The sequence below is a fragment of the Mesorhizobium sp. M0074 genome, assembly GCF_040322975.1.
Taxonomy (GTDB): Bacteria; Pseudomonadota; Alphaproteobacteria; order Rhizobiales; family Rhizobiaceae; genus Mesorhizobium.
On sequence record NZ_JAMYUM010000034.1, the window covers coordinates 19,496 to 45,431 of the forward strand.

A 25,936-nucleotide genomic window follows, 5' to 3' on the forward strand; every position below is an offset into this window, starting at 1 on the left:
TCCGCTTTCGTTTGCTCGACTGCTAGCGTGTTTCAGGGCGGACGAAAACAGAAAACCCCGGCCGCAAGCGACCGGGGTTTTGGTCCAGAAAGTTACCGCAGGCGCTACTTTCTGGCGAGGAGATCGCGAATTTCGGTGAGCAGCGCGACATCGGCCGGCGGCGGAGCGGCCGGGGCGGCCGGTTTCTCGCGCTCCAGCCGCTGGCGCAGATTGTTCACCGCTTTGACCATCAGGAAGATGATGAAGGCGAGGATAAGGAAGTTCAGCGCCACGGTGATGAAGCTGCCATAGGCGAAGACCGCGCCCTGTTTCTTTGCCTCAGCCAGCGATGTGGCGTTAACGGCCGAGGACAAGGGCAGAAAGTAGTTGTTGAAGTCCAATCCGCCCAAAATCGCCCCGATGACCGGCATGATGATGTCGTCGACCAGCGAGGTGACGATCTTGCCGAAGGCAGCGCCAATGATGACGGCGACGGCCAGGTCCATCACATTGCCCCTGGAAATGAATTCCTGAAACTCTTTCAGCATTCGACGCCTCCTTGTCTTGACCGGCCGTTCTGCCGCTCCTCCGGCATCGACCGGCAGGCAGAATAGCAAAAACCTGCGGTTGCAACAGGAGCAAAAGCTGGTTTCAGCCGGTCACGATTGCCCGACGCAGCCGATATAATACGCCGAAAGCCGCGATGGACTCGGTCGCCAAGCTGTGATTGCGTCTGGAAGGCCGGATGAAAAAGCCGGCGCAGGGAGGAAGTTCGAGCCGTGCAAGGCTGGTTCATCGTCATCATCGCGATCGCCTATGTGACGTTGCTGTTCGTCATCGCCAGCCTGGGCGACCGCCGCTCGACTTCAACCGGGCCCGGCCGCGCCCGGCCGTTCATCTATGCGCTCAGCCTCGCGATCTACTGCACCTCCTGGACTTTCTTCGGCTCGGTCGGCCTGTCCTCCGAGCGCGGCCTGGAGTTCCTCGGCATCTATATCGGACCGGTCCTGGTGTTCGTGTTCGGCTTTCCGCTGCTGCAGCGCATCGTCAGGCTGGCCAAGACCGAGAAGATCACCTCGATCGCCGACTTTCTCGGTGCCCGCTACGGCAAGAGCTTCGCTGTCGCGGCGATCGCCACGCTGATCGCGACCATCGGCGCCGTGCCGTATATCGCGCTGCAATTGAAGGCAATCTCCGGCTCGGTCAGCCTGATGGTCGAGCACTATACCGGCTCGCCGCCGTCGTTCGATCCGTTCGTCAGTGACATCTCGCTGGTCGTGGCCATGCTGCTGGCGCTGTTTGCGGTGCTGTTCGGCACGCGCCATGCCGATGCCACCGAGCACCAGGACGGGCTGGTGCTGGCTGTGGCGGTCGAGACCGTGGTCAAGCTCGCCGCCTTCCTGGCGATCGGCCTGATGGTCACGTTCCTGATCTTCGGCGGGCCAGGCGATATGTTCGACCAGCTCGCCGAAAACACGCAGGTGCGCAAGGCGATGGGCTACAACACCTCGCTCGCTACCTGGCTGGTGCTGACATGCCTGAGCGGCTTTGCCATCCTCATGCTGCCGCGCCAGTTCTACGTCACCATCGTCGAAAACCGCAACGAGGCCGAGCTGCGCACCGCGACATGGGTGTTTCCGCTCTATCTGGTGGCAATCAACCTGTTCGTGCTGCCGATCGCATTGGCCGGCCTGGAACTGGTCGGCCCCAGGACCAGCAGCGACCTTTACGTGCTGTCGCTGCCGCTGTTCAGCGGCCACGACGTGCTGGCCATGGCCGCCTTCATCGGCGGGCTGTCGGCGGCGACCGCAATGGTGATCGTCGAAAGCGTCGCGCTGTCGATCATGATCTCCAACGACCTGGTCATTCCGCTGTTCGTGCGCCGGCTTCTGCGGACCACGACATCCGAGAACGAGGACTGGTCGACGCTCATCCTCAATGTACGGCGGGCGGCGATCTTCATCATGCTGTTCATCGCCTTTCTCTACTACCGCGAGAGCACCAACAGCGCGCGGCTGTCCTCGATCGGCCTGATGTCGTTCGCCGCGATCGCACAGTTCGCGCCGGCAATGATCGGCGGCCTGGTCTGGCGCGGCGCCAACGGCCGGGGTGCGGCGCTTGGCATGGTCGCCGGCATCGTCGTCTGGAGCTATACGCTGCTGCTTCCCTCGCTCGTCGCGCCCGATACCGGCATCCTCGTCCACGGCCTGTTCGGCTTCGATGCATTGCGGCCGCAGGCTCTTTTCGGCACCGTCGCCGAGCCGCTGAACCATGGCGTGCTGTGGAGCCTGTCGATCAACACGCTGTTTTTTGTGTTCGGCTCGCTATCGCGCGCCTCTGTGCCGCTGGAACGCATCCAGGCGTCGATCTTCGTGCCGCGCGAAGCGGGTCCGCTGCCCAGCCTGCGCCGCTTCCGCACCACCATTACCGTCAACGACCTCAAGGACACGATCGCGCGCTATCTCGGTGTCGAACGGACCGAGCGGTCCTTTCAGTCGTTCGAAAAGAGCAGCGGCACTTCACTGCTCGGCAACGAACAGGCCAGCATGGATGTCATCCGCTTCTCCGAGCAGCTTCTGGCCAGTGCCGTCGGCTCCTCTTCGGCGCGGCTGATCCTGTCGCTGCTGCTGCGCCGCAACGACCGCGAATCCAAGGACGCCTTCCGCCTGCTCGATGACGCCACCGAGGCGCTGCAGCACAATCGCGACCTGCTGCAGATCGCACTCGACCAGATGGAACAGGGCATCACTGTCTTCGACCGCGATTTCCGGTTGATTTGCTGGAACCGCCAGTACCGGGCGCTGTTCGACCTGCCCGACGAGATGGGCCAGGTCGGCGTCTCACTCGATCGTATCCTGCGCCACCTTGCCGAGCGCGGTGACATACCGGCAGACCAGCGCGTCACCATGCTCAACCGCCTGACCAGCTTCGTCAGCCCATGGCAGATGGAGCTGAAGACAAGCGGGCGCATCCTGGAATTGCGCTCCAATCCGATGCCGGACGGCGGCATCGTCGCCACCTACGCCGACATTTCCGGACGTGTCGAGCAGGATCTGGCGCTGAAGCGCGCGAACGAATCCCTGGAACAGCGAGTGAAGAGCCGCACCGCCGAGCTCACCCGCGTCAATGAGGAGCTGGCGCAGGCGCAGATGCTGGCCGAGGAGGCCAATCTCGGCAAGACCCGCTTCCTCGCTGCCGCCGGCCACGACATCCTGCAGCCGCTGAACGCCGCCCGCCTCTATTGCTCGTCGCTGATCGAGAAGACCGGCAAGGGACCTGCCGGCAAGGCGGCGATGAACATCGAATCGTCGCTGGAATCGGTCGAGACCATCCTCGGCGCGGTGCTCGACATTTCGCGCCTCGATGCCGGCGCGATGAAGCCGGACGATACGAGCTTCGGCCTCGACGGGCTGCTGCGCCAGATCGGCAACGACTTCCGGCCGCTTGCCGCCGAAAAGAAGCTCGAACTCTCGATCATGCCGTCGTCGCTCAGCGTCATGACGGACCGCAATCTGCTGCGCCGGCTGATCCAGAACCTGGTTTCCAACGCCATCAAGTATACGCGCCGTGGCCGCATCCTGGTCGGCGCGCGGCGGCGCGGCGAACTGGCCGAGATCCAGGTTATCGACACCGGCATCGGCATTGCCGGCGACGAGCTCAACACCGTGTTCCGCGAATTCACCCGGCTCGACGAGGGCGCACGCGAGGCGGAAGGCCTCGGCCTTGGGCTCTCCATTGTCGACCGCATCGCCCGCGTCCTGCGCCTCGAAATCCGGATCTTCTCCAACCCAGGCAAGGGCACACGCTTTTCCGTGTTGCTGCCGGTGGTGGCCGTGCAGGCACCGCGGCGCGAGGCCGAGGCGAAGCCGCCTGCCCGTGCCGCGGCCTCGCTTGCCGGGCTCCATGTGCTCTGCATCGACAACGACGCCCGCATCCTCGACGGCATGCGGCTGCTGCTCGAGGGTTGGGGCTGCAGCGTCGACACGCTTTCCGGCGCGGAGGATCTCGACAGGTCCGGCATGCATCGGCCGGACCTCGTGCTTGCCGACTATCATCTCGACAACAGGACCGGCCTCGAATTGATCGCCCAGTTGCGTGCGATCCATGGCGAGGACCTGCCGGCCGTGCTGGTCACCGCCGACCGCTCCAGCGAGGTTCGCGCCGCCGCCGGCAGGCTCGACGTGCCGGTGATCAGCAAACCACTGAAACCGGCGATGCTGCGCTCGATGATGGCCAGGGTCAGGCCGCTGGCGCCGGCGGCCGAATAGGAATCAGCCGGCCGTCTGCAGCGGGTCGCTGCCGATTTTGGACAAAAGGATGACCGCCTGCGTGCGGCTGTCGACGCCGAGCTTCTGCAGGATGGCCGAGACATGCGCTTTGATCGTCGCTTCGGAGACCCCGAGCTCATAGGCGATCTGCTTGTTGAGCAGTCCCTCAGCCAGCATGCTGAGCACGCGCGTCTGCTGCGGGGTCAGCGCCTGCAGCCGCTTGATCAGGTCGGAAATCTCGGGATCGCGCTCGACGCCGAGATCGATGCCGACGGGAGCCGCGATATCGCCTGCGAGCACCGACTGCACCGCATTGCGGATCTCCTCCATGCTGGCCGATTTGGAGATGAAGCCGGAGGCGCCGAGATCGAGCGCGCGCCGGATCGTCACCGGATCGTCATGCGCCGAGACCACCATCATCGGCACCGCCGGATGGATGCCGCGCAGCGAAATCAGGCCGGAAAGACCGCTTGCCCCCGGCATCGAGAGATCGAGCAGCACCAGATCGACATCCTCATTGGCCAGGACAAGCGCCTTGGCGCTTTCGAAATCGCCAGCCTCGTGAATGGCGGCAACATCTCCGATACCCGCGAGTGCCTCCCTCAATGCACCGCGAAAAAGCGGGTGATCATCGGCAATGACGAATGTGTAGCCCAACGGTGATATCCCTCCCCGAATCCCGTTGGCGATGTTCCGCCTTGCAGGATCTGAACGATTGTAACGCTACGCCTGCCGTCCGGCGTGGGCGGCTTGCTATTCCCGCCCCAGGTCTTTTGCGAATTGCCTAGGTCTTTTGCGAATTGAGCTTGGCGCCGTCGTCGTCCTTGTCCATGTCCTTGACGATATCCATGAAGCTGCGCAGGAAGCGCTCCATGTAGCCCATCGTCTTGTTGAAATCCTCCTCGCTGGGCAAAGTCGATTCGAAACGGGCGGCAAGCGAATTTTCGAGCTTGGCGACGCGTTCGTCGAGCGCCTTCACCGAACTTTGCAGCCGGTCGACCTCATCTTGTAGGGCGGCACGTTCGTCGGCCGCCGTCTTGCAGACGAGCTGGCCGGAGCGTTCCTCGCAGAGCGACATGGCGCCGGTTTGCGTATCCATGCGGACATAGCCATTGGCCGATTTCTCCAACCGGTAGCGATCGGCTTCCTCGGAAAAGGCCGACGCCGCGACAAGCGACACCAGTGCTGCGGGGATCAAGACGTGTTTCAGACGCATGTTTTCCTCCATGAGCCAGTCAGCGCAATCTATCACAGTTTGCGCCTGAAATGGGGATGAACCTGAAATGGGGAAGAACACGGGCCTGCCCTTCCCCGCGTGGTCGGTTCGGACTATAGCGCAACGATGTCCGAGATCATCTACAAGATAGTTCCCGAGGCGCTGTGGCGCGAGGCTGAAAGAGAAGGCGGCTTCACCGGCGCGCCGATCGACGTCGCCGACGGCTTCATCCATTTTTCCACCGCCGGGCAGGTTCGGGAAACGGCGGCCAAACATTTCGCCGGCCAAAGCCGGTTGCTGCTGGTCGCCGTCGATAGCGCGCGCCTCGGCGATGCGCTGAAATATGAGGTCTCGCGCGGCGGCGCCCTGTTCCCGCATCTCTATGGCGGGCTCGGCCTCGATGCGGTCGTTTCGGTGCAGGCATTGCCGCTCGGCGCTGACGGCCGGCATGAATTCCCGGCGCTGGAGGCCGAATGAGCGCGTTCGACCGGATCGGCCAGAAACTGCTGTTCACGCTCGATCCGGAAACCGCGCATGGGCTGTCGATTGCCGCGCTGAGATGCGGGCTGCCGGTCGCCGGTCGTCCGCCGCAGGACAACAGGTTAAAGGTCAGCCGTTGCGGGCTCGGTTTCCCGAACCCGCTCGGCATGGCCGCGGGTTACGACAAGAATGCCGAAGTGCCGGACGCGCTGCTCGGCCTCGGCTTCGGCTTCGCCGAGGTCGGCACGATCACGCCGCTGCCGCAGACCGGCAATCCGAAGCCGCGCATCTTCCGGCTGCCTTCGGACGGGGCAGTGATCAACCGGCTGGGCTTCAACAATGAAGGCCACGCCGCCGCGGAAAAGCGCCTTGCCGCCCGCATGGGCCGTGCCGGCATCGTCGGCGTCAACATCGGCGCCAACAAGGACAGCACCGACCGCGTCAGTGACTATGAACGCGGCGTGGTCCGGTTCGCGCGATATGCCAGTTATCTGGCAATCAACATCTCCTCGCCGAACACGCCGGGCCTGCGCAACATGCAGGCACGCGAACAGCTTGGCGAACTTCTGTCGCGGGTCATGGCCGCGCGTGCGGCAGCACCGGCAAAACCGCCCGTGTTCCTCAAGATCGCGCCGGATCTGGTCGAGGCCGAGCTTGAGGACATCGCCGCCGAGATCAGCGACAAGCAAATGGACGGCGTCATCGTCTCCAACACAACGATCGCGCGAGCCGGCCTGAGCAGCGCCGGCCTTGCCGGCGAGACCGGCGGGCTTTCGGGGAAACCCTTGTTCGAGCGCTCGACTATCGTGCTGGCAAGGATGCGAAAACTGCTTGGCCCGGATCCCACCATCATCGGCGTCGGCGGCGTCGATTCCGCCGAGACGGCGCTGGAAAAGATCCGTGCCGGCGCCGATCTCGTCCAGCTCTATACCGGCATGATCTATGCCGGGCCCGCGCTGCCGGGGCGCATTCTTTCCGGCATGGCCCGTTTCATGGACAGTCAACGGCTGAAGTCGCTGCGCGAGCTTCGCGACAGCCGCCTCGATCACTGGGCGGCGAAACCGTTTTAGCGATCAGCCAAAGACCGCGCGCACCCGCAGCCGCAATATGGCGAGCAGGCTGAAGCCGCGTACCAGCAGGAAGACATGCAACGCCGCCCACAAGCCGTGATTACCGAAGGCCGGCGCCAGGATCAGCAGCGCGGCGCTGAACGCCAGGAATGACAACAGCATCATGTTGCGCATGTCGCGCGACCATGTTGCGCCGATGAAGACACCGTCCATCTGGAAAGCCAGCACGCCGCTGAGCGCGGTGAACGCCGCCCAGGGCAGGTAGATGTCGGCAATGGCGCGGACGTCCGTCGCGGTCGTGATCAGGGCGATCAGATCCGTGCCCTCCAGCAGGAAGAAGAGTGTCGCCGCGCCGGCCAGACCGAGTCCCCAAAGCAGCGTCAGCCGCACCGCCTGGTTAAAGGCGGTGGCGGCGCGCGCTCCGATGGCGCGGCCGGCGAGCTGCTCGGCGGCAGTGGCGAAACCGTCGATGAAATAGCCGGCAACCAGGAACAGGTTCATCAGCACGGCGTTGGCGGCCAGCGTCAGCGTGCCGAACTGCGCGCCCTGGCGCGTGAACAGCGCGAAGGCGGCGAGCAGCGAAAAGGAGCGGATCATGATATCGCGGTTGAGCGACATCATGCGCAGGAATGCCGGCAGATCGAGGACGCGGTGGCGCGGCAGCCTGGGTGCCGCCCAGAAGCGCCGGCCGACGATGGCGAGACCCAGCAGCATGGCGACGAATTCGCCGGTGAGCGTCGCCCAGGCGACGCCGGCGACGCCCCAGCCGAACTCCAGGCCAAGCAGGAAGCAGAGGGCGATGTTGATGCCGTTCAGTATCAATTGCAGCATCAGCCCGAGCCCGCCCTCGCCGCGCCCAAGCACGTAACCGAGGATGGCGTAATTGATCAGGGAGAACGGTGCGGCGAGCATCCTGATGCGGATATAGACGTCCATCGCCGCGCTGACGCGCGGTTCGGCGCCTATGAACCATTGCCCGGCGGTGGAGACCAGCGGCGCAAGCGCGGCAAGCACGACGCCGGCGACGACCGCGATCAGCACGGCGCGCCAGAACACCGCCTGCTCCTCCAGCGCATCGCCGCGCCCGAAGGCCTGGGCGACGAGGCCGGTGGTGCCGGAGCGCAGGAAGTTGAAGGTGGTGAAAACGACGTCGAAGATCAGGGCGCCGGCCGCCAGGCCGCCGAGAAGGGCGGCGTCGCCGAACTGCCCAATCACCGCCGTGTCGACAATTCCGAGCAACGGCGTCGTCAGATAGGCAAGCGTCATCGGCACGGCGATGGCGAGCACCGAGCGGTTGGTGACGACGAAGGCCCTGGCTTCGGTGGCGTGGACTTCGGTGGGTAAAGCCTGCTCCAAACGCGTGTTGCTTCCTGTTGCGGCTTGATCGGCTAGCCGATGTGCCCCAGTTTGCGGACCTCGCGCAACCATCCACCCCGCTATGGTCAACCGAAACCCGCCTCTGGCGCACCGCCCGTCCCATGCCCTTGCAGATCGTTCATCATCCCGACTACGACGCCGGCTTCGCCGTCAACCACCGCTTCCCGATGAGCAAATATCCGCTGCTGATGGATGCCTTGCGGGCACGCGGCCTGGCGCAGCCCGAAGCGCTCAACATGCCGGAGGCGGCGCGGCCATCATGGCTGAAGCTTGCCCACGCGGTCGACTATGTCGACCAGGTGCTTGCCTGCGAAGTGCCGGTGGCGATCGAGCGCGAGATCGGCTTTCCCGTGGGACCGCGGGTTTCGCTGAGGGCGCAGCTCGCAACGGCCGGCACGGTGCTGGCAGCGCGGCTGGCGTTGCTGAACGGCATCGCCTGCAACACCGCCGGCGGCAGCCATCACGCGCGGCGCGCGCAAGGCGCCGGCTTCTGCACCTTCAACGACGTAGCCGTTGCCGCGCTGGTGCTGCTCGCCGAAGCTGCTGTCCAAAACATCCTGGTCGTCGACCTCGACGTGCATCAGGGCGACGGCACGGCGGATATCCTCAACGACGAGCCGCGCGTGTTTACCTTCTCCATGCATGGCGACCGCAACTACCCCGCGCTCAAGATCGCCTCCGATCTCGATGTCGCCCTGCCCGACGGCGCCGGCGATTCAGCCTATCTGGAGCGGCTGGACGCCATCCTGCCGGAGTTGTCGGCGCGAAGGCGCTGGGACCTCGTCTTCTACAATGCCGGCGTCGATGTCCATGTCGAGGACCGGCTCGGCAGGTTGTCGCTCACGGATGACGGGCTGCGTGCCCGCGACGATATGGTGATCCGCCATTTCCGCACGCTTGGCATACCGGTATGCGGCGTTATCGGCGGAGGCTATTCGACGGATGTCGCAGCACTTGCTGCACGGCACGCCATCCTGTTCGAGGTGGCGGCGGGCTACGCCTGAAAATTCATTTCCGGTAGTTAGCGATCCTGAGCAGGATGAAGGCCGGCACGACGATCGCGGCACCGAGCAGGATGTAGCCGAGGAAACGGTCGATGGCGTGGAAGCCCAAATTCCACAGGTCGATGAAGAATTTGCGAATGCCGTAAAGCACATCCATCGGCGACCAGCCGAAGGCATTCATGACCAGCCCGACGAGGAACGACACCACAAGCAGCTTCAGGATCACCCGGAGCGGCGTATCGCCGAGAAAGCGGTTCAGTGCGGACAAGCCTGTCTCCACAGTCGGGTGCCGCGATTCGGGCACATGCCTAGAAATACGCAGTTGATAGCCCTGCATCAAGCCGAGCCCTCAAACCGGATTGCGCATCGGCGCCGGGCCATGATATCGGAGGAACCAGCGCGGGTATGATGTAATGGTAGCTTGTCAGCTTCCCAAGCTGAACGCGCGGGTTCGATTCCCGCTACCCGCTCCAGCTTTTGCCCCCGGTGCATTGCACTTGTTCTGGCCAAGCTGAAAACCAGCGGATTTATAGGCAGTTTTACAGCCCGGCTGGCCGTCTTTCATCTGTTTGGCCGATGTGCCAGTTCGTGGAATATCTCACATTGAGGGTCGGCGGGGCCTCGAATGACCCCAACCGGAAAGTCTACCCTTGGCCCGCTGGCTTCTGCTGGCGGGCTTTTTTTGAGCATCAGGCAGTAGTGGCCGACGTGCATCGGCGCCGCTGCTGGCGGGCCTGTCTGGTCGTCTGGCCGGCCACGGGATGCGCCCGCTACCCGCTCCAACCCTCAGCCCACCTCTCGCAAAATAAAATCGTGCAGCATCTTGGCTGCCGGTGACAGCGCGCGGTTCTTCACCGTGATCAGGCTGTACGGCCTGACCTCGATGTCGAATTCAGTGTGGACGACATCGATAGCGCCGGCCAGGCCCTCGGGGTTCTGGATGAACTTCGCGACCTGGATCGACACCGGCGCGATGGCGTCGGATTGCGCGACCATGACCAGAGTCAATAGCAGCGAGCTGGTGTTGAGGATGCGGTCCGGCAGCGCGATGTTGCGGTTCAAAAAGTTGCTTTCCATCGCCTGGCGCAGCGGCGAGCCGCCCGACTGGAAAACCCAGTCATAGGCGGCGGTGTCTTCCAGCCGCACCGCCTTGCCCTTGGTCAGCGGGTGGCCGCGGCGCACGATCAGGCAGGCTTTCTCGACGCCGATGACGCGCGCTTCGAACAGCCGCGGATTGAGGTCGTCGGGGATGCGGGCGATGATGAAATCGTGGCGCGAGGCGATCAGCTCGCGCGCCAGGACGTTCGATGTCTCGACCTGCATGGTGATTTCGATGCGCGGATAAAGGCGCCGGATCTCGCGGATCGCCGGCACCGCCAGCTCGATCGCCGGTGCTGTCACCGCGCCCAGGAACACCGAGCCGCCTTTGCCCGCCTTGAGCTCGAAAATCTCGCGATCGACCTCGCGCATCTCGAGCAGGATCGATCGCGCGCGCCGTGCCAACGCCTTGCCATAGGGTGTCAGCGTGACGCCGCGCGGCAGCCTTTCGCAGAGCTTGACGTCGAGCACGGCCTCCATCTCGGCGATCATGCGCGAGGCCGCCGGCTGCGAGATGTTCATGACCTGGGCCGCGGCGCTCACCCGGCCGTGCTCGTCGAGGGCTGCGATCATGCGCATGTGACGCAGGCTCAAGCCGCTGCGCAGCAAGGTTCCGCCATCACCCGGAATTTCATCGTAACTGGCTGATATTCCGTCAGGATTTCGCAGCGCCGCCATGATTCTTCCCTACTCTTACGCCCGGCGCCCTGGCTGGATCCGGCAGCGTCGTCACTAGCCTAAGCCATATCAGTCTCGATATAGCAACCATCAAAGATCGCATTTGACAGTTATGGCAAAGCGACACACCCTTCGCGCGTCCTGAGGCTTGACGGTCGGTGACGAGGGAAAACTCGTATCGATTGAAACCAGAGTCTCGGGGCCGATTGGGAGGATACCGGAGATCGATTGACGGCAGCGGCGCGTTTGGCGCTCCTGCACGATTGCGCGGCCCACGAAACCCAAGGGTACGCGTCCATCAACCAGGGAGAGTTAATGTGAAGATTGTCAAGACACTGGCCGCCGTCGCGGCCCTAGGCATCGCGGCCATGACGCTGCCGGCGCAGGCGGGCGAAGGCCTGATCGGCGTGCTGATGCCCACCAAGACCTCGCAGCGCTGGATCAACGACGGCGACGCCGTCAAGTCCCAGCTCGAGGCTCTGGGCTACACTGTCGACCTGCAGTACGCGCAGGACGACATTCCGAACCAGCTCAGCCAGCTGGAAAACGAAATCACCAAGGGCCCGAAGGCGCTGATCATCGCTTCGATCGACGGCACCACGATGGGCGATGCGTTGCAGAAGGCGAATGACGCCGGCGTTGTCGTCGTCGCTTACGACCGCCTGATCAAGAAGACGCCAAATGTCGACTACTACACCACCTTCGACAATTTCGGCGTCGGCGTCATCCAGGCCAAATCGCTGCTCAAGGGTCTCGGTTATCCCGAGAAGAAGGGCCCGTTCAACATCGAGCTGTTCGGCGGTTCGCCGGACGACAACAATGCGTTCTTCTTCTATAACGGCGCCATGTCGGTTCTTCAGCCGCTAATCGACGACAAGACCCTCGTCGTGAAGTCCGGCCAGATGGGCATGGACAAGGTCGGCACGCTGCGCTGGCTGGCGGCAACCGCCCAGGCCCGTATGGACAATCTGCTCTCCGCCAACTACTCGGACGGCAGCCGCGTCGATGGCGTGCTCTCGCCCTATGACGGCCTGTCGCGCGGCATCATCGCTTCGCTGCGCGCCGTAGGCTACGGCACCGCCGATCAGCCATGGCCGATCGTCACCGGACAGGACGCCGAGACCGCTTCGGTCAAGGCGATCATCGCCGGCGAACAGTATTCGACGGTGTTCAAGGACACCCGCGAACTCGCCAAGGCGACGGTCGAACTCGTCGATAAGGTGCTCTCGGGCGGCAAGCCGGAAGGCCTCGACACCACGACCTACAACAACGACGTCAAGGTCGTTCCCTCGATCCTGTTGACGCCGCATGACGTCGACAAGTCGAACTACCAGGCCCTGGTGGTCGACTCCGGCTACATCAAGGCCGAAGAACTGAAGTAATCGCGGTTACAAAGCCTGGGGTCCTGCGCAGGCAGGGCCCCTTTTCGTTGGCGAGCCAGCCCGGTATTGTTTGCGGACCTCGCAGGAGTGGTATTCTCAATGGCATCGACGATTTTGGAGATGCGCGACATCACCAAGACGTTTCCCGGCGTCAAGGCGCTGTCGAACGTCAAGCTCATGGTCGAGGAAGGCGAGATCCATGCCGTGGTCGGCGAGAACGGCGCCGGCAAGTCGACGCTGATGAAGGTGCTGTCGGGTGTGTATCCGTCCGGCACCTATGACGGCCAGATCATCTATCGCGGCGATGAGTGCCATTTCAAAGGCATCCATGACAGCGAGCGCAAGGGCATCGTCATCATCCACCAGGAGCTTGCGCTGGTGCCGATGCTGTCGATCGCCGAAAACATCTTTCTCGGCAACGAGCACGCCAGATACGGCGTCATCGACTGGAATGCCAATGAGGCGCGCACCAGCGCCCTGCTCAAGAAGGTCGGCCTCAAGGAGGACCCCAACACGCTGATCACCAATATCGGCGTCGGCAAGCAGCAGCTGGTCGAGATCGCCAAGGCGCTCAGCAAGGAAGTGAAGTTGCTCATTCTCGACGAGCCGACCGCGAGCCTGTCCGAAAAGGACAGCCAGGCGCTGCTCGATCTGCTGCTCGAATTCAAGCGGCAAGGCATCACTTCGATCCTGATCTCGCACAAGCTCAACGAGGTGAACCGGGTCGCCGACAAGGTCACCATCATCCGTGACGGGCGGACCATCGAGACGCTGGCCAAGAAGGACATCTCGGAGGACCGCATCATTACCTCGATGGTCGGCCGTTCGCTCGACGACCGCTATCCGCCGCGCGAGCCGAAGATCGGCGAGACCGTTCTCGAAGTGAAAAACTGGTCGGTCTACCACCCCATCCATGCCGAGCGGCAGGTCATCAAGGGTATCAACCTCAACGCCCGCAAGGGCGAAGTGGTCGGCATTGCCGGGCTCATGGGCGCCGGCCGGACCGAGTTTGCCATGAGCCTGTTCGGCCGGTCCTATGGCCGTCGCATCACCGGCGAGGTGTTCCTCAACGGCAAGCCGATCGACGTCTCTTCGGTGAGCAAGGCGGTGGAACACGGCATTGCCTACGTTACCGAGGACCGCAAGACCTACGGTCTCAACTTGATCGACCACATCAAGCACAACATCACGCTGGCCAACCTGCCCGGCGTGTCGCGCCACGGCGTGATCGACGATTTGCGCGAGCTTTCGGTCGCCAACGATTATCGCGGCAGGACCAATATCCGCGCCTCGAGCGTCTACCAGATGACCGGCAACCTTTCTGGCGGCAATCAGCAGAAGGTGGTGCTGTCGAAATGGCTGTTCGCCAATCCGGAAGTGCTGATCCTCGACGAGCCGACACGCGGTATCGACGTCGGCGCCAAGTATGAAATCTATACGATCATCGCGCGTCTCGCCTCCGAGGGTAAGGCAATCATCGTCATCTCGTCGGAAATGCCCGAACTGCTCGGCATCACCGACCGCATCTACGTCATGAACGAAGGACGCATCGTCGGCGAAATGGCGGCAAGCGACGCCAGCCAGGAAAAGATAATGCGCGCCATCGTCCGCGGACAAGGAAAAGCATCATGAGCACCGAAAGCGCTCCCGGGCCGCAGACCGGCGTTGCCCAGGATCTACAACAGGGACCTCGCATTGCCGTCTCGGCGCTGGTCACCAACCTGCGCGAATACGGGTTGGTGCTGGCGTTGATCGCAATCATGGTGTTCTTCCAGTTCACCACGTCCGGAACGCTGTTCAAGCCGGTGAACCTCAGCAATCTCGTGCAGCAGAACAGCTTCATCATCGTGATGGCGCTGGGCATGCTTCTGGTGATCGTTTCGGGTCACATCGATCTCAGCGTCGGCTCCGTCGCCGGCTTCATCGGCGCACTGGCGGCGATGATGATGGTCATCTGGCCGCTTGGCCCATTGAGCAATCCGCTGGTGGTGTCGATCATCTGCCTGATCGTCGGTGGTGCGATCGGCGCGGCACAAGGCTACTGGATTGCCTATCACCGAATACCGAGCTTTATCGTCACGCTGGCGGGCATGCTGATCTTCCGCGGCATCTGCCAGGCGCTGCTGGGTGGCGGGTCTTCCGTAGGGCCGCTTCCCGTCGGCTTCAAGGCGCTCAGTTCCGGCTTCATTCCGGACCTGATCGGCCCATTGACGCTGATACCGCCAACCGTGAACGCCGCCGGCAAAACCATTGTCGGCAGCGGCCTGACGCTGCACCTGACGACGATCGTGATCGGCCTCGTCGCCGTGCTCGCCTATGCCTATTTCGGGCTCAGGGCACGGCGCACCCGCGAGAAACATGGCTACGAAGCCGAGCCCTTCTCGCTGTTCGTCGTCAAGACCCTGGTGATCAGCGCGCTGGCGCTGTTTCTCGTCTACCAATTCGCCACCTATAGGGGCCTCCCCATCGTTCTCATGGTGATGGGCGTGCTGATCGCGTTGTTCGTCTTCGTTACCAAACGCATGACGATCGGCCGTCGCATCTATGCGATGGGCGGCAATGTCAAGGCAGCCCAGCTATCGGGCATCAAGACCGAACGGCTGACGTTGATGGTGTTCATCAATATGGGCGTGCTGTCGGCACTCGGCGGCCTGATTATCGCAGCGCGCCTGGGGCAGGCTGTGCCGGCGGCCGGCCTCGGCAGCGAGCTCGACGTCATCGCCGCGGTGTTCATCGGTGGCGCTTCGGCGATGGGCGGCGTCGGCCAGGTCATCGGCGCGGTGGTCGGCGGCTTCATCATGGGCGTCATGAACAACGGCATGTCGATCATGGGCGTCAATGTCGATTGGCAGCAGGTGGTCAAAGGCCTGGTGCTGCTCGGCGCCGTCGTCTTCGACGTCTACAACAAGAACAAGGCTTGAGAGGCAACCAGGAGGCATACGGGTCACATCGCGGCGCTGCCGGGCGGCGCAAAGAAGTCCCCCGAGGGACCTGATCCGCGAGCGCAATCCGGACGAAGAATTTCAACCGAGGCGCGGACAGGGTCCGGGCCGCGCAGGGCAGGGTTTGCCAAGAAAGGCACGCCAAGCCCACAATTCAGAGAGGGTTACCATGCTGATCTCACAAATCCTCGACGACGCCGAGACGATCCGCGTCGTTGCCCGCAGCGGCGGCAAGACCCGCGTCATCAACGGCGCCCGCAGCGTCTATTCGCTGGCGATGGAAGCCGCGCGTACCGGCAGCGGGCTTGTCGCCCTGATCGAGCGCAAGGGCTTCGGCGAAACCGTCGATCTCGACGCAGCCTACAAGAAGGGCCGGCTGCTGTCGCCGATCAACCATCCCGATCCGGCGCATCTCCATCTCACCGGTACCGGGCTGACGCATCTCGGCTCCGCCGCGACCCGCGATTCCATGCACAAGAAGCTCAGCACGGACGGCGAGGAACAGCTGACCGATTCCATGAAGATGTTCCGCATGGGGCTTGAGGGCGGCAAGCCGGCGAAGGGCCAGACCGGCGTGCAGCCGGAATGGTTCTACAAGGGCAACGGCACCATGGCGGTGGCGCCCGGTGCGGCGCTTATGTCGCCGGCCTTCGCCCAGGATGCCGGCGAGGAGCCGGAAATCGCCGGGATCTATGTGATCGGCGACGACGGCGCCCCGTTCCGTGTCGGCTTCACCCTGTCGAACGAGTTTTCCGACCACGTCACCGAGCGTGTGAACTATCTCTTCCTCGCCCATTCCAAGCTGCGCAACGCTTCGTTCGGCCCGGAGATCCTGATCGGCGACCTGCCGTCCGACATCCGCGGCGCTTCACGCATCCTACGCGACGGCAAGCTGCTTTGGGAAAAGCCGTTCCTGTCGGGCGAGGCGAACATGTCGCACACCATTGGCAATCTCGAGCATCATCACTTCAAATACTCGGCCTTCCGCCAGCCGGGTGACGTGCATGTACACATGTTCGGCACGGCGACGCTGTCCTTCGCCGACGGCATCAGGACCGAGGCCGGTGACGTATTCGAAATCGAGGCGCAGGATTTCGGCCTGCCTCTGCGCAACCCGCTTGAAATCGAGCAGCCGGTGAAGGTGGCGGTGAAGGCGTTGTAAACTGGTGACATAATTCAGGGGCGAGAAATGAACGGCCTGCGGATTGGCACTGTGTTCGTAAGTTTAGTCCTGTTCCTCGCCTATTTCTCCCCAGCGGCTTACAGCGCCGGACAATGCAGCGCAAGATCCTATCGCGAAGCCCGAATGTCGATGACTGACCGGCTTCTGGCCACCGGCTATTCGAAATCGCAAGTGAGCTTTCTGATGCGCAACGCGGATCGCATGACGTCCGCACTCCGCGCTGACAGACTGAACGACAATGGCAGAGCCTGCGGTATCGACTCCGCCAGAGCCCATGTGCTGGGATGTCTCGGCAAGCAGTTGTTCCCCTTGCAGTCCAGCTCAAGCGCCTCACTTGACGACGAGAAGCAAACCAGAGGTTTTTGGGGGAAGAAGCGATTGGCAGTGCGAGAACTGCTCTTTGTCGGTCAGTTTCATGGCTGCCTTGGCGCCGCGAAAGAATATCTGTTTCGCGGCTGATGGCCTGCGAACAAGATCAGCGGGCGACGCGGAAATGCTTGGACAGTTTCAGGCCCTGCGCCTGATAGTTCGAGCCTAGATCTGTGCCGTAGAGCGCCTGCGGCCGTTTCAGCATGTGCTCGTAGACCAACCGTCCGACGATCTGGCCGTGATCGAGGATGAACGGCACTTCGTGGCTGCGCACCTCGAGCACCGCCCGGCTGCCGGTGCCGCCCGACGCCGAATGGCCGAAACCCGGGTCGAAGAAACCGGCATAATGGACGCGGAACTCGCCGACCAGCGGGTCGAAAGGCGTCATTTCGGCGGCGTAGACTGGCGGCACATGCACCGCCTCGCGCGACACCAGAATATAGAATTCGTCCGGATCGAGCACCAGCTCGCCGGCACCGCTCTTGTAGAGCGGCTCCCAGAAATCGACGACATCCTGCGCGGCGCGCTTGTCGACGTCGACCAGGCCGGTGTGGTGCTTGCCGCGATAGCCGACAAGCCCATCCTTGTCGCCGTCGAGGTCGATCGACAGCGCGATGCCGCCGCCTGAGATGTTGGGTGGTTCGGTGGCGACCAGCATCTCGGCGCGGTGCAACTCGTGCAGCTCGCTTTCTGACAAGAGCGCATTGCCGGTGCGGAACCTGATCTGTGACAGCCGCGAGCCGGTGCGCACGACGATCGGGAAAGTGCGCGGGCTGACCTCCAGATAGAGCGGACCTTCATAGCCTGCGGCGATCTTGTCGAACTCGTGGCCACGGTCGGTCATTACCCGGGTGAAGATATCGAGCCGTCCGGTCGAGCTTTTCGGGTTGGCCGAGGCGGAAATATGCGCGGGCAGCGCCAGGCTTTCGAGCAGCGGCACGATGTAGACGCAGCCGGTTTCCAGCACGGCACCTTCGGCGAGGTTGATCTCGTGCAGCTTCAGCCGGTCGAGCTTGTTGACAACCCTGTAGTCCGGGCCGGGCAAGAAGGAAGCACGCACCCGCCAGGCCTTGTCGCCGAGCCTGAGGTCAAGGCTGGCCGGCTGGATCTGATCGGAATCGAGCGTGCGCGGCGATTTCAGCGCGCCCGTCTGGAACAGCGCGGAAATATCCTGATCGGGAAGAATGCCTGTCTGCCGCAAGGGTCTGGCTCCGTTCGAACGCCGGGCGAGGTCTTGTTCTGTCGCAGGTCCGACCGTGGACGCCTTTGGCACCTGCTTGGTACAACCCTCTTAATCATGCCGGCAATTGACGCAAGCGTGGCGCGGGTCTAAAGCTCGTTATCCCGTGGTGATTTGGCCGGTCGGCTTGCAGCCACGTTAAACAAGTCGCTAAAGGACCGTCGGGCCGCAAGGCCATATGGACCGGTTGCGACTTTCGCGACCGGTTTTTTGTTGTTTGGACCAATTTTGGTGTTTGGATGGAATGATGACCAAGAAGCGCGACTGGAAGCCTCAGACCGCACTCGTGCATGCCGGGACGCTGCGTTCCGGCTTCGGCGAGACCTCCGAGGCGATGTATCTCACCCAAGGCTATGTCTACGAGACGGCGCAAGCGGCGGAGGCCCGCTTCAAGGGCGAGGAGCCGGGCTTCATCTATTCGCGCTATGCCAATCCGACGGTCGACATGTTTGAGAAACGCATGTGCGCGCTGGAAGGAGCCGAGGACGCGCGCGCCACGGCATCCGGCATGGCGGCGGTGACGGCAGCACTGCTGTGCAGCGCCAAGGCGGGCGACCATATCGTCGCGGCGCGCGCGCTGTTCGGCTCCTGCCGCTGGGTGGTCGAGACGCTGGCGCCGAAATACGGCATTGAGGCAACGCTGGTCGACGGCACCGACATCGCCAATTGGGAAAAGGCGGTCAAGCCGAACACCAAACTGTTCTTTCTGGAAAGCCCGACCAATCCGACGCTGGAGGTGATCGACATCGCCGCCGTCGCGGCACTTGCCAATTCGATCGGCGCCAGGCTGATCGTCGACAATGTCTTCGCTACGCCCTTGCAGCAGAAACCCCTGCAGCTCGGCGCCCACATCGTCGTCTATTCGGCCACGAAGCATATTGACGGCCAGGGGCGCTGTCTTGGCGGCATCGTTCTGTCGGACAAGAAATGGATCGACGAGAACCTGCATGACTATTTCCGCCACACCGGCCCAAGCCTCTCGCCCTTCAATGCCTGGACGCTGCTGAAAGGCCTGGAGACGCTGCCGCTACGCGTACGCCAGCAAACGGAAAGTGCCGGCCGCATCGCGGATTTCCTCGCCGAGCGCCCGCAAATCGCCCGTGTCATCTATCCTGGCCGTGCCGACCACCCGCAAGCGGCGGTGGTCAAGAAGCAGATGTCGGGTGGCTCGACGCTGATTTGCCTCGATGTGAAGGGCGGCAAGCAGGCGGCCTTTGCCTTCCAGAACGCACTCGACGTCGTGCTGATTTCCAACAATCTCGGCGACGCCAAGAGCCTGATCACCCATCCGGCGACGACGACGCACAAGAACTTGACCGATGAGGCCCGCGCCGAGCTCGGCATCGGACCGGGAACGCTCAGGCTGTCAGTTGGCCTTGAGGACGCCGACGACCTGCTCGAAGACATCGAGCAGGCACTGAGAGTTGCCGGATAAGGGCTGGCCGAATAGAGGCGAGCGGGGACGCGCCGATCAGGCGCCGGACGGGGTCTCTTCCAGCTCCGCGACGGGCTTGGTCTGGATAGTCATCACATTGCCGCGCCAGTCGACGGCGCCGCTCAGCCATCCGCGCGCCCAAATGGCGGGAAGCATCAGGTCTCGCGCCATCATCGCCAGGATGGTGCGCAGCGACAGGTGCCATCCCTTGGCCGAGGCCAAGGCGCATTCCGGCAGGTAGGCCGCGACCAGCACGGCGATGGCGGTTGCCGGCAGGCTGACGCCGGCGGCCGCCGCCGCCCTCAGCGCCAGCACCAGCGGCGGCGCTGCGCCGATCAGGATCTCGGGGGCGAAGAACAGCGCGAAGGTGACGCGGCGCAGCCGCGCCCAGCGCGCCTGCCGCGACCAGATCTCGCCAAACGTGCGCCGGCCGAGCGGCTGTTCGAAGGGCGAGGCGACAAGATTGACCCGCAGTCCGAACCCGTTGACCAGCTTGGTCGCGGCGGCGTCTTCGGCGATCTCGGCAGCAAGCGCGCAGATGCCGCCATTGGCGTCGAGCATCGGCTTATTCCACAACATGCTCTTGCCCTGCGCGAAGCCGAGGCCGAGCGCCTCTCCGGCGTACTGCCAGCGTGCCTGCAGCGTGTTGAGAAAGGCGCATTCGACCTCCCCCCAGAAGCCGTCCGGCCGCGAGCCGATCGGCGTCGAGCAGACGAGGCCGGTGTCGTGCCGCCACGCCGCCATCAGGTGCTGGACGTAGTCGCTCGGCATAAGCACGTTGGAATCGGCAAGGATGACCCAGCTATAATGCGCCGCTTCCCAACCCTTCACGCAATTGTTGAGTTTTGGATTGCCGCTGATGCGGTCGTCACCGACTAGAAGACGGGCGCGAATAGCTGGAAAGCGCGCCATTGCGGCGGTGATCGGCTTGACCACCGGGTCGTCGGCATGGGCAACGCAGAAGATGAGTTCGTAGCGCGGCCAGTCGAGTGAGAAGGCGCGCTCCAGCGTCTCTTCGGCAAACGGCTCGACGCCGCGCGCCGGGATGACGATCGATACCGGCGGCGCGTTGGCCGCGGGCGGTGCGATCCTGCCTGGTCGCTTCAGCTTCAGCGAAGCTAACAGGATGCTGGCGAGATTTGAAAGAAGGAGGGCTATGGAAAGGAGGGCGGCTGCGAATGTCGGTTCCATCGAGATCTGGTCACTCCAGAAGTGCCGGCCGCATGACGGCCGTTTTCAACAATTCGACAGAACGCTGAGTCGCCCGGCACAAGCCTGCACACCATCATTGTCATGTGTCACTTAAATGACATTGTTTTTCGGCACCTGCGCTCGAGTCGGGCAAGGAGATGACGCGCATCGTTGATCAAACTGCGCTGAGCGTCGAAGTTCCATCTACATTGCTTTGGAGCAGTTTATGTACAGCGCCGTCACCCGCAACATCGAAGTGCAGGTCAGGCCGTTCTATCTGGAGGATCACTCCGACCCGCCGCAAAACCGCTATGTCTGGGGATATCAGGTGACCATCGACAATCAGTCGGATGAGTTCGTGCAGCTTCTGTCGCGCTACTGGCACATTACCGACGGCACCGGCAAGGTCGAGGAAGTGCGCGGCCCCGGGGTCGTCGGCGAGCAACCCGGACTCAACCCCGGCGACAGCTATCAGTATACGTCTGGATGCCCGCTCTCGACGCCGTCCGGCATCATGGTCGGGCACTACACCATGCGCAACAAGCGGGGCGAGACGTTCGACGTCGCCATCCCCGCCTTCTCGCTCGACTTGCCGGGAATGCGGCGCACCGTCAATTGACGGCCGTCATCCGGCCGCTGCAAACTCCGCCGGGTCGAAGTCATATTGCTTCGAGCAGAATTCGCAGGCGACGTGAATGCTGCCATCCTCGGTGCTGTCCCTGATCTCCTCGGCGGAAAAGCCTTCGAGGATGCCGTGGATCTTCTCCCTCGAGCATGAGCACTGGTCGGCGACCGGCACCCCGCCGAACACGCGGACGCCATGCTCGTGGAAAAGCCGGTAAAGCAGCCGTTCGGCGCCGATCGTCGGATCGATCAGCTCGGTCGGTTCAATAGTACCAACCAGCGCCAGCAGCTCCTGCCAGGAATTGTCGGTCGGGTCGTGGATTTCCTCACGCGGATCGCCGTCGCCACCGGGAAGGTCGGGTACGCGCATGCGCTCCGCCGACTGCGGCAGGAATTGTGCCAGCAGGCCACCGGCCCGCCATTGCTCGCGGGCACCGCCGACGCCGGGCGTCAGAAGCTTGGCAACCGAAAGCCGGAGGTCGGTCGGAATCTGCTCCGACTGGCGGAAATAAGTGCGTGCGGCATCTTCCAGTGTGACGCCGTCGAGCTGGACGATGCCCTGGTAGCGTTGTGTGTGAGCGCCCTGGTCGATGGTCAGCGCCAGGACGCCGCTGCCGAGCAGCGTCTGCGGTGACGTCTCGCCGGCAGAAGTCAAAGCCTGCAGCCGGTCGGCATCGAAGCGGGCATAAGCGCGCAGCGCGTGCGGCGTGGAGAAATCCGCGACCAGCATGTCGACCGGCCCGTCGGTGCGGGTCTGCAGAATGAACTTGCCCTCGAACTTCAGCGAAGTTCCGAGCAATACCGTCAACACACAGGCTTCAGCCAGGAGCCGGGCGACCGGCTCGGGATAGTCGTGGCGGCTGAGAATAGCATCGAGCATCGGCCCGAGCTGGACGGTGCGACCGCGCACGTCGAGCGGGCCGACCTCGAACGGCACGACATGGTCGTCGCCGGCGTAGCCGAATTCGCCGAGCTTGGGTTTATGTTCAGCCAATTGATGAGTTTCCAACATGACAAAGCTCCGGGGCGCGGCGATGCCGCCCTCCGGGGCGCATGCGACGAGACGCGCTCGATTTGCGTGATGCGCCTGAGATAGGCACCACCAACTCCCGGATCAAGGCGGCCCAGATCAAGGCGGCGCAGATCAGGCCGGCCCGGATCACCGCGGCTCGTATCAAGCGCCCAGGCACCAGGCCAAGACCGCCTTCTGGGCATGGAGCCGGTTCTCGGCCTCATCGAACACCACCGAATGCGGTCCGTCGATGACCTCGTCGGTAACCTCCTCACCGCGATGCGCCGGTAGACAGTGCATGAACAGCGCGTCCGGCTTGGCTTTCGCCATCAGTGCCGCATTGACCTGATAGGGCAGGAAGACATTGTGGCCGCGGGCACGGTGCTCCTGGCCCATCGACACCCAGCAGTCGGTGACGATGCAGTCGGCCTCGTGAACGGCCTCCTCGGGCGAACGGCTGAATTTCAGCTTGCCGCCATTGGCTTTCGACCAGTCGACATGCTTCTGGGCCGGTTCGCTGCCCTCGGGCACGGCGACGTTCAGCTTGAAATGGAACCGCGCGGATGCCTCCAGCAGCGAATGCAGCACGTTGTTGCCGTCGCCGGTCCAGGCGATCGTTTTACCGGCCACCGGACCGCGGTGCTCTTCGAAGGTCATGATGTCGGCCATCAGCTGGCAGGGATGGGTCTCGTCGGTCAGCCCGTTGATGACGGGGACCGTAGCGTTTTCCGTCAGTTCCAGCAGCCGGTCATGCGAGGTGGTGCGGATCATGATGGCATCGACATAGCGCGACAGCACCTTGGCCGTGTCGGCAATGGTCTCCGAGCGGCCAAGCTGCATCTCGGTGCCGGTCAGCATGATCGTCTCGCCACCCAACTGCCGCATACCGACGTCGAACGACACGCGCGTGCGCGTCGACGGCTTGTCGAAGATCATCGCCAGCACCTTGCCTTCGAGCGGCTTGCTGCGTTCGCCGGCCTTGAGCCTTGCCTTTCGCACCGCTGCGTCGTCGAGCATGAAGCGCAGATCGCCTTCGGAAACGGCGGAAAGATCGGTGAAATGGCGAAGGGACATCAGAAATTCCAGGATTACTTCGCAGCGGCAGCGACGATGGCATCTGCCAGGCTCTTGGCGCCGGCACGAATGCGCTTGAGCGCTTCGTGGATCTCGGCGTCGGTGACGGTGAGAGGCGGTAGCAGGCGGATAACGTTGTCGCCGGCCGGAACCGTCAAGAGATGCTGGTCACGCAGTGCCACCGTGACCTTGGTGTTGGGCATCGCGCATTTAAGCCCGAGCATCAGGCCGGTGCCCCTGATGCTTTCGATAACATCCGGAAATTCGTCGGCGACGCCAGCGAGCCCCTGCTTCAACAGCAGTGCCTTGCGCCGGACGTCTTCGAGAAAGCCGTCTTCCAGCACCACGTCGAGCACGGCGTTGCCGACCGCCATTGCCAGCGGATTGCCGCCGAAGGTGGTGCCGTGCACGCCGGCGGTCATGCCGACCGCTGCCTCGTCGGTGGCGAGGCAGGCACCCATCGGAAAGCCGCCGCCGATGCCTTTGGCCACCGCCATGAGGTCGGGTGTGACACCCGCCCACTCATGCGCGAACAGCTTTCCGGTGCGGCCGACGCCGCATTGGACCTCGTCGAAAATCAGGAGCAGTCCGTGCTGATCGCAGAGCTGCCTGAGCCGCTTCAGCGATTGCGTCGGCACTTGCCTGATGCCGCCCTCCCCTTGCACCGGCTCGATCAGGATCGCCGCGGTTTCAGGCGTGATCGCCTTCTCGGCGGCATCCACATCGTCGAAGCCGACCTGGTCGAAGCCGTCGACCTTGGGGCCGAAACCTTCCAGATACTTGTACTGGCCGCCGGCGGCGATGGTCGCCAGGGTGCGGCCGTGGAAGGCGCCTTCGAAGGTGATTGTGCGGTAGCGCTCGGGATGGCCCTTGACGAAGTGGTAGCGCCGCGCCGTCTTGATGGCGCATTCGAGCGCCTCTGCGCCGGAATTGGTGAAGAACACCTTGTCGGCGAAGCTTGCGTCGGCCAGCCGCTCGCCGAGCCGGCTCTGTCCAGGAATCTCGTACAGATTGGAGACGTGCCAGAGCTTGGCGGCCTGCTCGGTGAGGGCCGCGACCAGATGCGGATGGCTGTAGCCCAACGAATTCACGGCGATGCCGCCGGCGAAATCGAGATATCGCTCGCCCTTGTCGGTGACCAGCCAGGTGCCTTCACCGTGGTCGAAAGCCAGGGGTGCGCGAACAAAGGTCTCGAAAAGCGCCGAACCGCTCATTATATGCGTCTCCGGAACCGGAAAAATCAAAAAGCCGCCAAAGCGGCGGCCCTTGTGGCTTATCGTGTTTTTCGGCCGTGAAGTCAACGAAAAGGTCGCGCAAGGTCGCGCGGCAAGCCCCCCAGCATAACGCCGGCTCATAAGCGACCGGGCAAGTTGGGGAAAACCGAAAAAACCGATTCGTGTTGGCCTTGGGACTCTTGTCACCGAGTCAGCGCATAAGGTAATTGTAGTAGAGAAATAACTAGATTTCGTGCGGCGGACCTAATCACCCGATATATGTGGTGTCTGCCCGGCAGAAGCCGGGTCGGGAATGGATTCCGATTGCCGCACGTTTCAGCAGGAGCGCGGTCTCATGAACTGGACTGACGAGCGAGTCGAACTTCTCAGAAAATTGTGGTCGGAGGGCCTCAGCGCCAGCCAGATCGCCGCACAGCTTGGCGGGGTCAGCCGCAATGCGGTCATCGGCAAAGTGCACCGGCTGAAACTGTCCGGTCGCGGACGCACGACCGCCTCACCGGCACGCCAGAAGAAGACGGTGCAGGGATCGACGATCCAGAAATCGGTGTCCCGGGCAGCAAGCGCCACGCGCCATGCCACCACCTCGATGTCGATCGGTGCGACCGCGCTCAAGGCGCAGTTCGATGCCGAACCGGTGGCGCGCCACTATATCCGCCCGGTCGAGAACGTCGTCGTGCCGATCTCGCGGCATCTGCAACTTGTCGAACTCAACGAGCGCACTTGCAAATGGCCGAACGGCGATCCGCTTTCGGAAGACTTCCATTTCTGCGGCAACGACGCCGCCGAAACCGGCCCCTACTGCAAGTACCACGCCCGCGTGGCGTTCCAGCCGGCATCGGAGCGGCGGCGGAGCAGATAGTTAGGGGAATAGGGGAGTAAGGCAGTACGGCAGTAGGTGAATTGTAGAGAAGCGCGCTCCCGAAGCGATAGCCTACTGCCCTACTGCCCTACTGCCCTACTGCCCTACTGCCCTACTGCCCTACTGCCCTACTGCGATAGTGTGCTGAAGGTTCTGCAAAAAGTTTTGGAGAGAGAACGGCGCCTGCTCTGAGGGGCGAGCGGCCATGGCACGGTGGTGA

The 25,936-nt window shown here is 63.2% G+C and carries 23 protein-coding genes, 1 tRNA gene and 1 riboswitch; of the genes, 13 read left to right on the forward strand and 11 right to left on the reverse strand.

Going from position 1 to position 25,936, the window contains the following annotated elements:
- Positions 1-104: 104 nt before the first annotated feature.
- Positions 105-527: a large conductance mechanosensitive channel protein MscL gene (mscL, locus tag NKJ73_RS31330; RefSeq protein ID WP_023677369.1), complete on the reverse strand. Its 423-nt coding sequence runs from the start codon at positions 525-527 to the stop codon at positions 105-107.
- 231 nt (positions 528-758) lie between these two features.
- On the opposite strand from mscL, the gene NKJ73_RS31335 reads away from it, so the two are divergent.
- Positions 759-4,247, forward strand: a complete 3,489-nt coding sequence (locus NKJ73_RS31335; RefSeq protein WP_352572221.1) for a PAS domain-containing hybrid sensor histidine kinase/response regulator — start codon at positions 759-761, stop codon at positions 4,245-4,247.
- Positions 4,248-4,250: 3 nt separating this feature from the next.
- On the opposite strand, the gene NKJ73_RS31340 is transcribed toward NKJ73_RS31335, so the two are convergent.
- Together NKJ73_RS31340 and NKJ73_RS31345 are read right to left on the reverse strand one after the other, a co-directional pair.
- Positions 4,251-4,913 carry a response regulator transcription factor gene (locus tag NKJ73_RS31340; RefSeq protein ID WP_502905414.1) on the reverse strand — a complete coding sequence of 221 codons (663 nt, stop codon included), beginning with the start codon at positions 4,911-4,913 and terminating at the stop codon, positions 4,251-4,253.
- A 118-nt stretch (positions 4,914-5,031) separates the two neighbouring features.
- Positions 5,032-5,463 (reverse strand): hypothetical protein, encoded by a 432-nt coding sequence (locus NKJ73_RS31345; RefSeq protein ID WP_023677367.1) that lies wholly within the window; start codon positions 5,461-5,463, stop codon positions 5,032-5,034.
- A gap of 126 nt (positions 5,464-5,589) precedes the next feature.
- Here NKJ73_RS31345 and NKJ73_RS31350 point away from each other — a divergent pair, with 126 nt between their 5' ends.
- Together NKJ73_RS31350 and NKJ73_RS31355 are read left to right on the forward strand one after the other, a co-directional pair.
- Positions 5,590-5,940, forward strand: coding sequence for a DUF952 domain-containing protein (locus NKJ73_RS31350; protein WP_023677366.1), 351 nt, complete (start codon positions 5,590-5,592; stop codon positions 5,938-5,940).
- On the forward strand, positions 5,937-7,013 hold the full coding sequence (locus tag NKJ73_RS31355; protein ID WP_023677365.1) for a quinone-dependent dihydroorotate dehydrogenase: 1,077 nt from the start codon (positions 5,937-5,939) through the stop codon (positions 7,011-7,013). Before NKJ73_RS31350 ends, NKJ73_RS31355 begins: the two co-directional genes overlap by 4 nt.
- A 3-nt stretch (positions 7,014-7,016) precedes the next feature.
- Here the strand turns inward: NKJ73_RS31355 and NKJ73_RS31360 are convergent, their stop codons facing one another.
- Positions 7,017-8,441 (reverse strand): MATE family efflux transporter, encoded by a 1,425-nt coding sequence (locus NKJ73_RS31360; protein WP_031211968.1) that lies wholly within the window; start codon positions 8,439-8,441, stop codon positions 7,017-7,019.
- Between the two features lie 50 nt (positions 8,442-8,491).
- Here NKJ73_RS31360 and NKJ73_RS31365 point away from each other — a divergent pair, with 50 nt between their 5' ends.
- Positions 8,492-9,394 (forward strand): histone deacetylase family protein, encoded by a 903-nt coding sequence (locus NKJ73_RS31365; RefSeq protein WP_023677363.1) that lies wholly within the window; start codon positions 8,492-8,494, stop codon positions 9,392-9,394.
- Positions 9,395-9,398: 4 nt separating this feature from the next.
- Here NKJ73_RS31365 and NKJ73_RS31370 read toward each other — a convergent pair whose 3' ends face one another.
- Positions 9,399-9,662, reverse strand: coding sequence for a DUF6460 domain-containing protein (locus NKJ73_RS31370; protein ID WP_023677362.1), 264 nt, complete (start codon positions 9,660-9,662; stop codon positions 9,399-9,401).
- 131 nt (positions 9,663-9,793) lie between these two features.
- Between NKJ73_RS31370 and NKJ73_RS31375 the strand changes: the two genes are divergently transcribed.
- Positions 9,794-9,867: transfer RNA gene (locus NKJ73_RS31375), tRNA-Gly, on the forward strand.
- A gap of 313 nt (positions 9,868-10,180) precedes the next feature.
- On the opposite strand, the gene NKJ73_RS31380 is transcribed toward NKJ73_RS31375, so the two are convergent.
- The gene (locus NKJ73_RS31380) at positions 10,181-11,170 is read right to left on the reverse strand and encodes a LysR family transcriptional regulator (protein ID WP_023677361.1); all 990 of its coding nucleotides are present in this window, start codon (positions 11,168-11,170) and stop codon (positions 10,181-10,183) included.
- Positions 11,171-11,487: 317 nt separating this feature from the next.
- On the opposite strand from NKJ73_RS31380, the gene chvE reads away from it, so the two are divergent.
- The 5 genes from chvE to NKJ73_RS31405 all read left to right on the forward strand — a co-directional run bounded on the left by chvE (position 11,488) and on the right by NKJ73_RS31405 (position 17,136).
- Positions 11,488-12,552, forward strand: coding sequence for a multiple monosaccharide ABC transporter substrate-binding protein (gene chvE / locus NKJ73_RS31385; protein WP_023677360.1), 1,065 nt, complete (start codon positions 11,488-11,490; stop codon positions 12,550-12,552).
- A 99-nt stretch (positions 12,553-12,651) separates the two neighbouring features.
- Positions 12,652-14,184, forward strand: coding sequence for a multiple monosaccharide ABC transporter ATP-binding protein (gene mmsA / locus NKJ73_RS31390; protein WP_352572223.1), 1,533 nt, complete (start codon positions 12,652-12,654; stop codon positions 14,182-14,184).
- Positions 14,181-15,473 (forward strand): multiple monosaccharide ABC transporter permease, encoded by a 1,293-nt coding sequence (mmsB, locus tag NKJ73_RS31395; protein ID WP_023677358.1) that lies wholly within the window; start codon positions 14,181-14,183, stop codon positions 15,471-15,473. Before mmsA ends, mmsB begins: the two co-directional genes overlap by 4 nt.
- 190 nt (positions 15,474-15,663) lie before the next feature.
- On the forward strand, positions 15,664-16,656 hold the full coding sequence (gene araD1, locus NKJ73_RS31400) for an AraD1 family protein (RefSeq protein WP_023677357.1): 993 nt from the start codon (positions 15,664-15,666) through the stop codon (positions 16,654-16,656).
- A gap of 27 nt (positions 16,657-16,683) precedes the next feature.
- Positions 16,684-17,136 carry a hypothetical protein gene (locus NKJ73_RS31405; RefSeq protein WP_023677356.1) on the forward strand — a complete coding sequence of 151 codons (453 nt, stop codon included), beginning with the start codon at positions 16,684-16,686 and terminating at the stop codon, positions 17,134-17,136.
- Between the two features lie 16 nt (positions 17,137-17,152).
- Here NKJ73_RS31405 and NKJ73_RS31410 read toward each other — a convergent pair whose 3' ends face one another.
- Positions 17,153-18,247 carry a 2'-deoxycytidine 5'-triphosphate deaminase gene (locus NKJ73_RS31410; RefSeq protein ID WP_023677355.1) on the reverse strand — a complete coding sequence of 365 codons (1,095 nt, stop codon included), beginning with the start codon at positions 18,245-18,247 and terminating at the stop codon, positions 17,153-17,155.
- A gap of 135 nt (positions 18,248-18,382) precedes the next feature.
- Positions 18,383-18,460, forward strand: a riboswitch (SAM riboswitch).
- A gap of 70 nt (positions 18,461-18,530) precedes the next feature.
- Between NKJ73_RS31410 and NKJ73_RS31415 the strand changes: the two genes are divergently transcribed.
- The gene (locus NKJ73_RS31415; protein ID WP_031211967.1) at positions 18,531-19,721 is read left to right on the forward strand and encodes an O-succinylhomoserine sulfhydrylase; all 1,191 of its coding nucleotides are present in this window, start codon (positions 18,531-18,533) and stop codon (positions 19,719-19,721) included.
- Positions 19,722-19,757: 36 nt separating this feature from the next.
- On the opposite strand, the gene NKJ73_RS31420 is transcribed toward NKJ73_RS31415, so the two are convergent.
- On the reverse strand, positions 19,758-20,912 hold the full coding sequence (locus NKJ73_RS31420; protein ID WP_352572224.1) for a glycosyltransferase: 1,155 nt from the start codon (positions 20,910-20,912) through the stop codon (positions 19,758-19,760).
- 226 nt (positions 20,913-21,138) lie between these two features.
- Between NKJ73_RS31420 and apaG the strand changes: the two genes are divergently transcribed.
- The gene (apaG, locus tag NKJ73_RS31425) at positions 21,139-21,531 is read left to right on the forward strand and encodes a Co2+/Mg2+ efflux facilitator ApaG/CorD (RefSeq protein WP_023677352.1); all 393 of its coding nucleotides are present in this window, start codon (positions 21,139-21,141) and stop codon (positions 21,529-21,531) included.
- 6 nt (positions 21,532-21,537) lie between these two features.
- On the opposite strand, the gene NKJ73_RS31430 is transcribed toward apaG, so the two are convergent.
- The 3 genes from NKJ73_RS31430 to NKJ73_RS31440 all read right to left on the reverse strand — a co-directional run bounded on the left by NKJ73_RS31430 (position 21,538) and on the right by NKJ73_RS31440 (position 24,836).
- Positions 21,538-22,548, reverse strand: coding sequence for an Hsp33 family molecular chaperone (locus NKJ73_RS31430; RefSeq protein ID WP_023677351.1), 1,011 nt, complete (start codon positions 22,546-22,548; stop codon positions 21,538-21,540).
- A gap of 162 nt (positions 22,549-22,710) precedes the next feature.
- Entirely contained in the window at positions 22,711-23,622 is a 912-nt protein-coding gene (gene argF, locus NKJ73_RS31435) for an ornithine carbamoyltransferase (RefSeq protein ID WP_031211966.1), read from the reverse strand.
- Positions 23,623-23,636: 14 nt separating this feature from the next.
- Positions 23,637-24,836, reverse strand: coding sequence for an aspartate aminotransferase family protein (locus NKJ73_RS31440; RefSeq protein ID WP_352572225.1), 1,200 nt, complete (start codon positions 24,834-24,836; stop codon positions 23,637-23,639).
- A 355-nt stretch (positions 24,837-25,191) separates the two neighbouring features.
- Between NKJ73_RS31440 and NKJ73_RS31445 the strand changes: the two genes are divergently transcribed.
- Complete coding sequence (locus tag NKJ73_RS31445; RefSeq protein WP_023677348.1) at positions 25,192-25,716, forward strand: GcrA family cell cycle regulator; 525 nt, start codon at positions 25,192-25,194, stop codon at positions 25,714-25,716.
- The last annotated feature ends 220 nt before the right edge of the window (positions 25,717-25,936 follow it).

Coding starts and splice junctions, on each gene's coding strand:
- mscL (WP_023677369.1), bottom strand. CDS start 527: ATGCTGAAAGAGTTTCAGGAATTCATTTCCAGGGGCAATGTGATGGAC.
- NKJ73_RS31345 (WP_023677367.1), bottom strand. CDS start 5,463: ATGCGTCTGAAACACGTCTTGATCCCCGCAGCACTGGTGTCGCTTGTC.
- NKJ73_RS31350 (WP_023677366.1), top strand. CDS start 5,590: ATGTCCGAGATCATCTACAAGATAGTTCCCGAGGCGCTGTGGCGCGAG.
- NKJ73_RS31355 (WP_023677365.1), top strand. CDS start 5,937: ATGAGCGCGTTCGACCGGATCGGCCAGAAACTGCTGTTCACGCTCGAT.
- NKJ73_RS31360 (WP_031211968.1), bottom strand. CDS start 8,441: ATGGTTGCGCGAGGTCCGCAAACTGGGGCACATCGGCTAGCCGATCAA.
- NKJ73_RS31365 (WP_023677363.1), top strand. CDS start 8,492: ATGCCCTTGCAGATCGTTCATCATCCCGACTACGACGCCGGCTTCGCC.
- NKJ73_RS31380 (WP_023677361.1), bottom strand. CDS start 11,170: ATGGCGGCGCTGCGAAATCCTGACGGAATATCAGCCAGTTACGATGAA.
- mmsA (WP_352572223.1), top strand. CDS start 12,652: ATGGCATCGACGATTTTGGAGATGCGCGACATCACCAAGACGTTTCCC.
- mmsB (WP_023677358.1), top strand. CDS start 14,181: ATGAGCACCGAAAGCGCTCCCGGGCCGCAGACCGGCGTTGCCCAGGAT.
- araD1 (WP_023677357.1), top strand. CDS start 15,664: ATGCTGATCTCACAAATCCTCGACGACGCCGAGACGATCCGCGTCGTT.
- NKJ73_RS31405 (WP_023677356.1), top strand. CDS start 16,684: ATGAACGGCCTGCGGATTGGCACTGTGTTCGTAAGTTTAGTCCTGTTC.
- NKJ73_RS31415 (WP_031211967.1), top strand. CDS start 18,531: ATGATGACCAAGAAGCGCGACTGGAAGCCTCAGACCGCACTCGTGCAT.
- NKJ73_RS31420 (WP_352572224.1), bottom strand. CDS start 20,912: ATGGAACCGACATTCGCAGCCGCCCTCCTTTCCATAGCCCTCCTTCTT.
- apaG (WP_023677352.1), top strand. CDS start 21,139: ATGTACAGCGCCGTCACCCGCAACATCGAAGTGCAGGTCAGGCCGTTC.
- NKJ73_RS31430 (WP_023677351.1), bottom strand. CDS start 22,548: ATGTTGGAAACTCATCAATTGGCTGAACATAAACCCAAGCTCGGCGAA.
- argF (WP_031211966.1), bottom strand. CDS start 23,622: ATGTCCCTTCGCCATTTCACCGATCTTTCCGCCGTTTCCGAAGGCGAT.
- NKJ73_RS31440 (WP_352572225.1), bottom strand. CDS start 24,836: ATGAGCGGTTCGGCGCTTTTCGAGACCTTTGTTCGCGCACCCCTGGCT.
- NKJ73_RS31445 (WP_023677348.1), top strand. CDS start 25,192: ATGAACTGGACTGACGAGCGAGTCGAACTTCTCAGAAAATTGTGGTCG.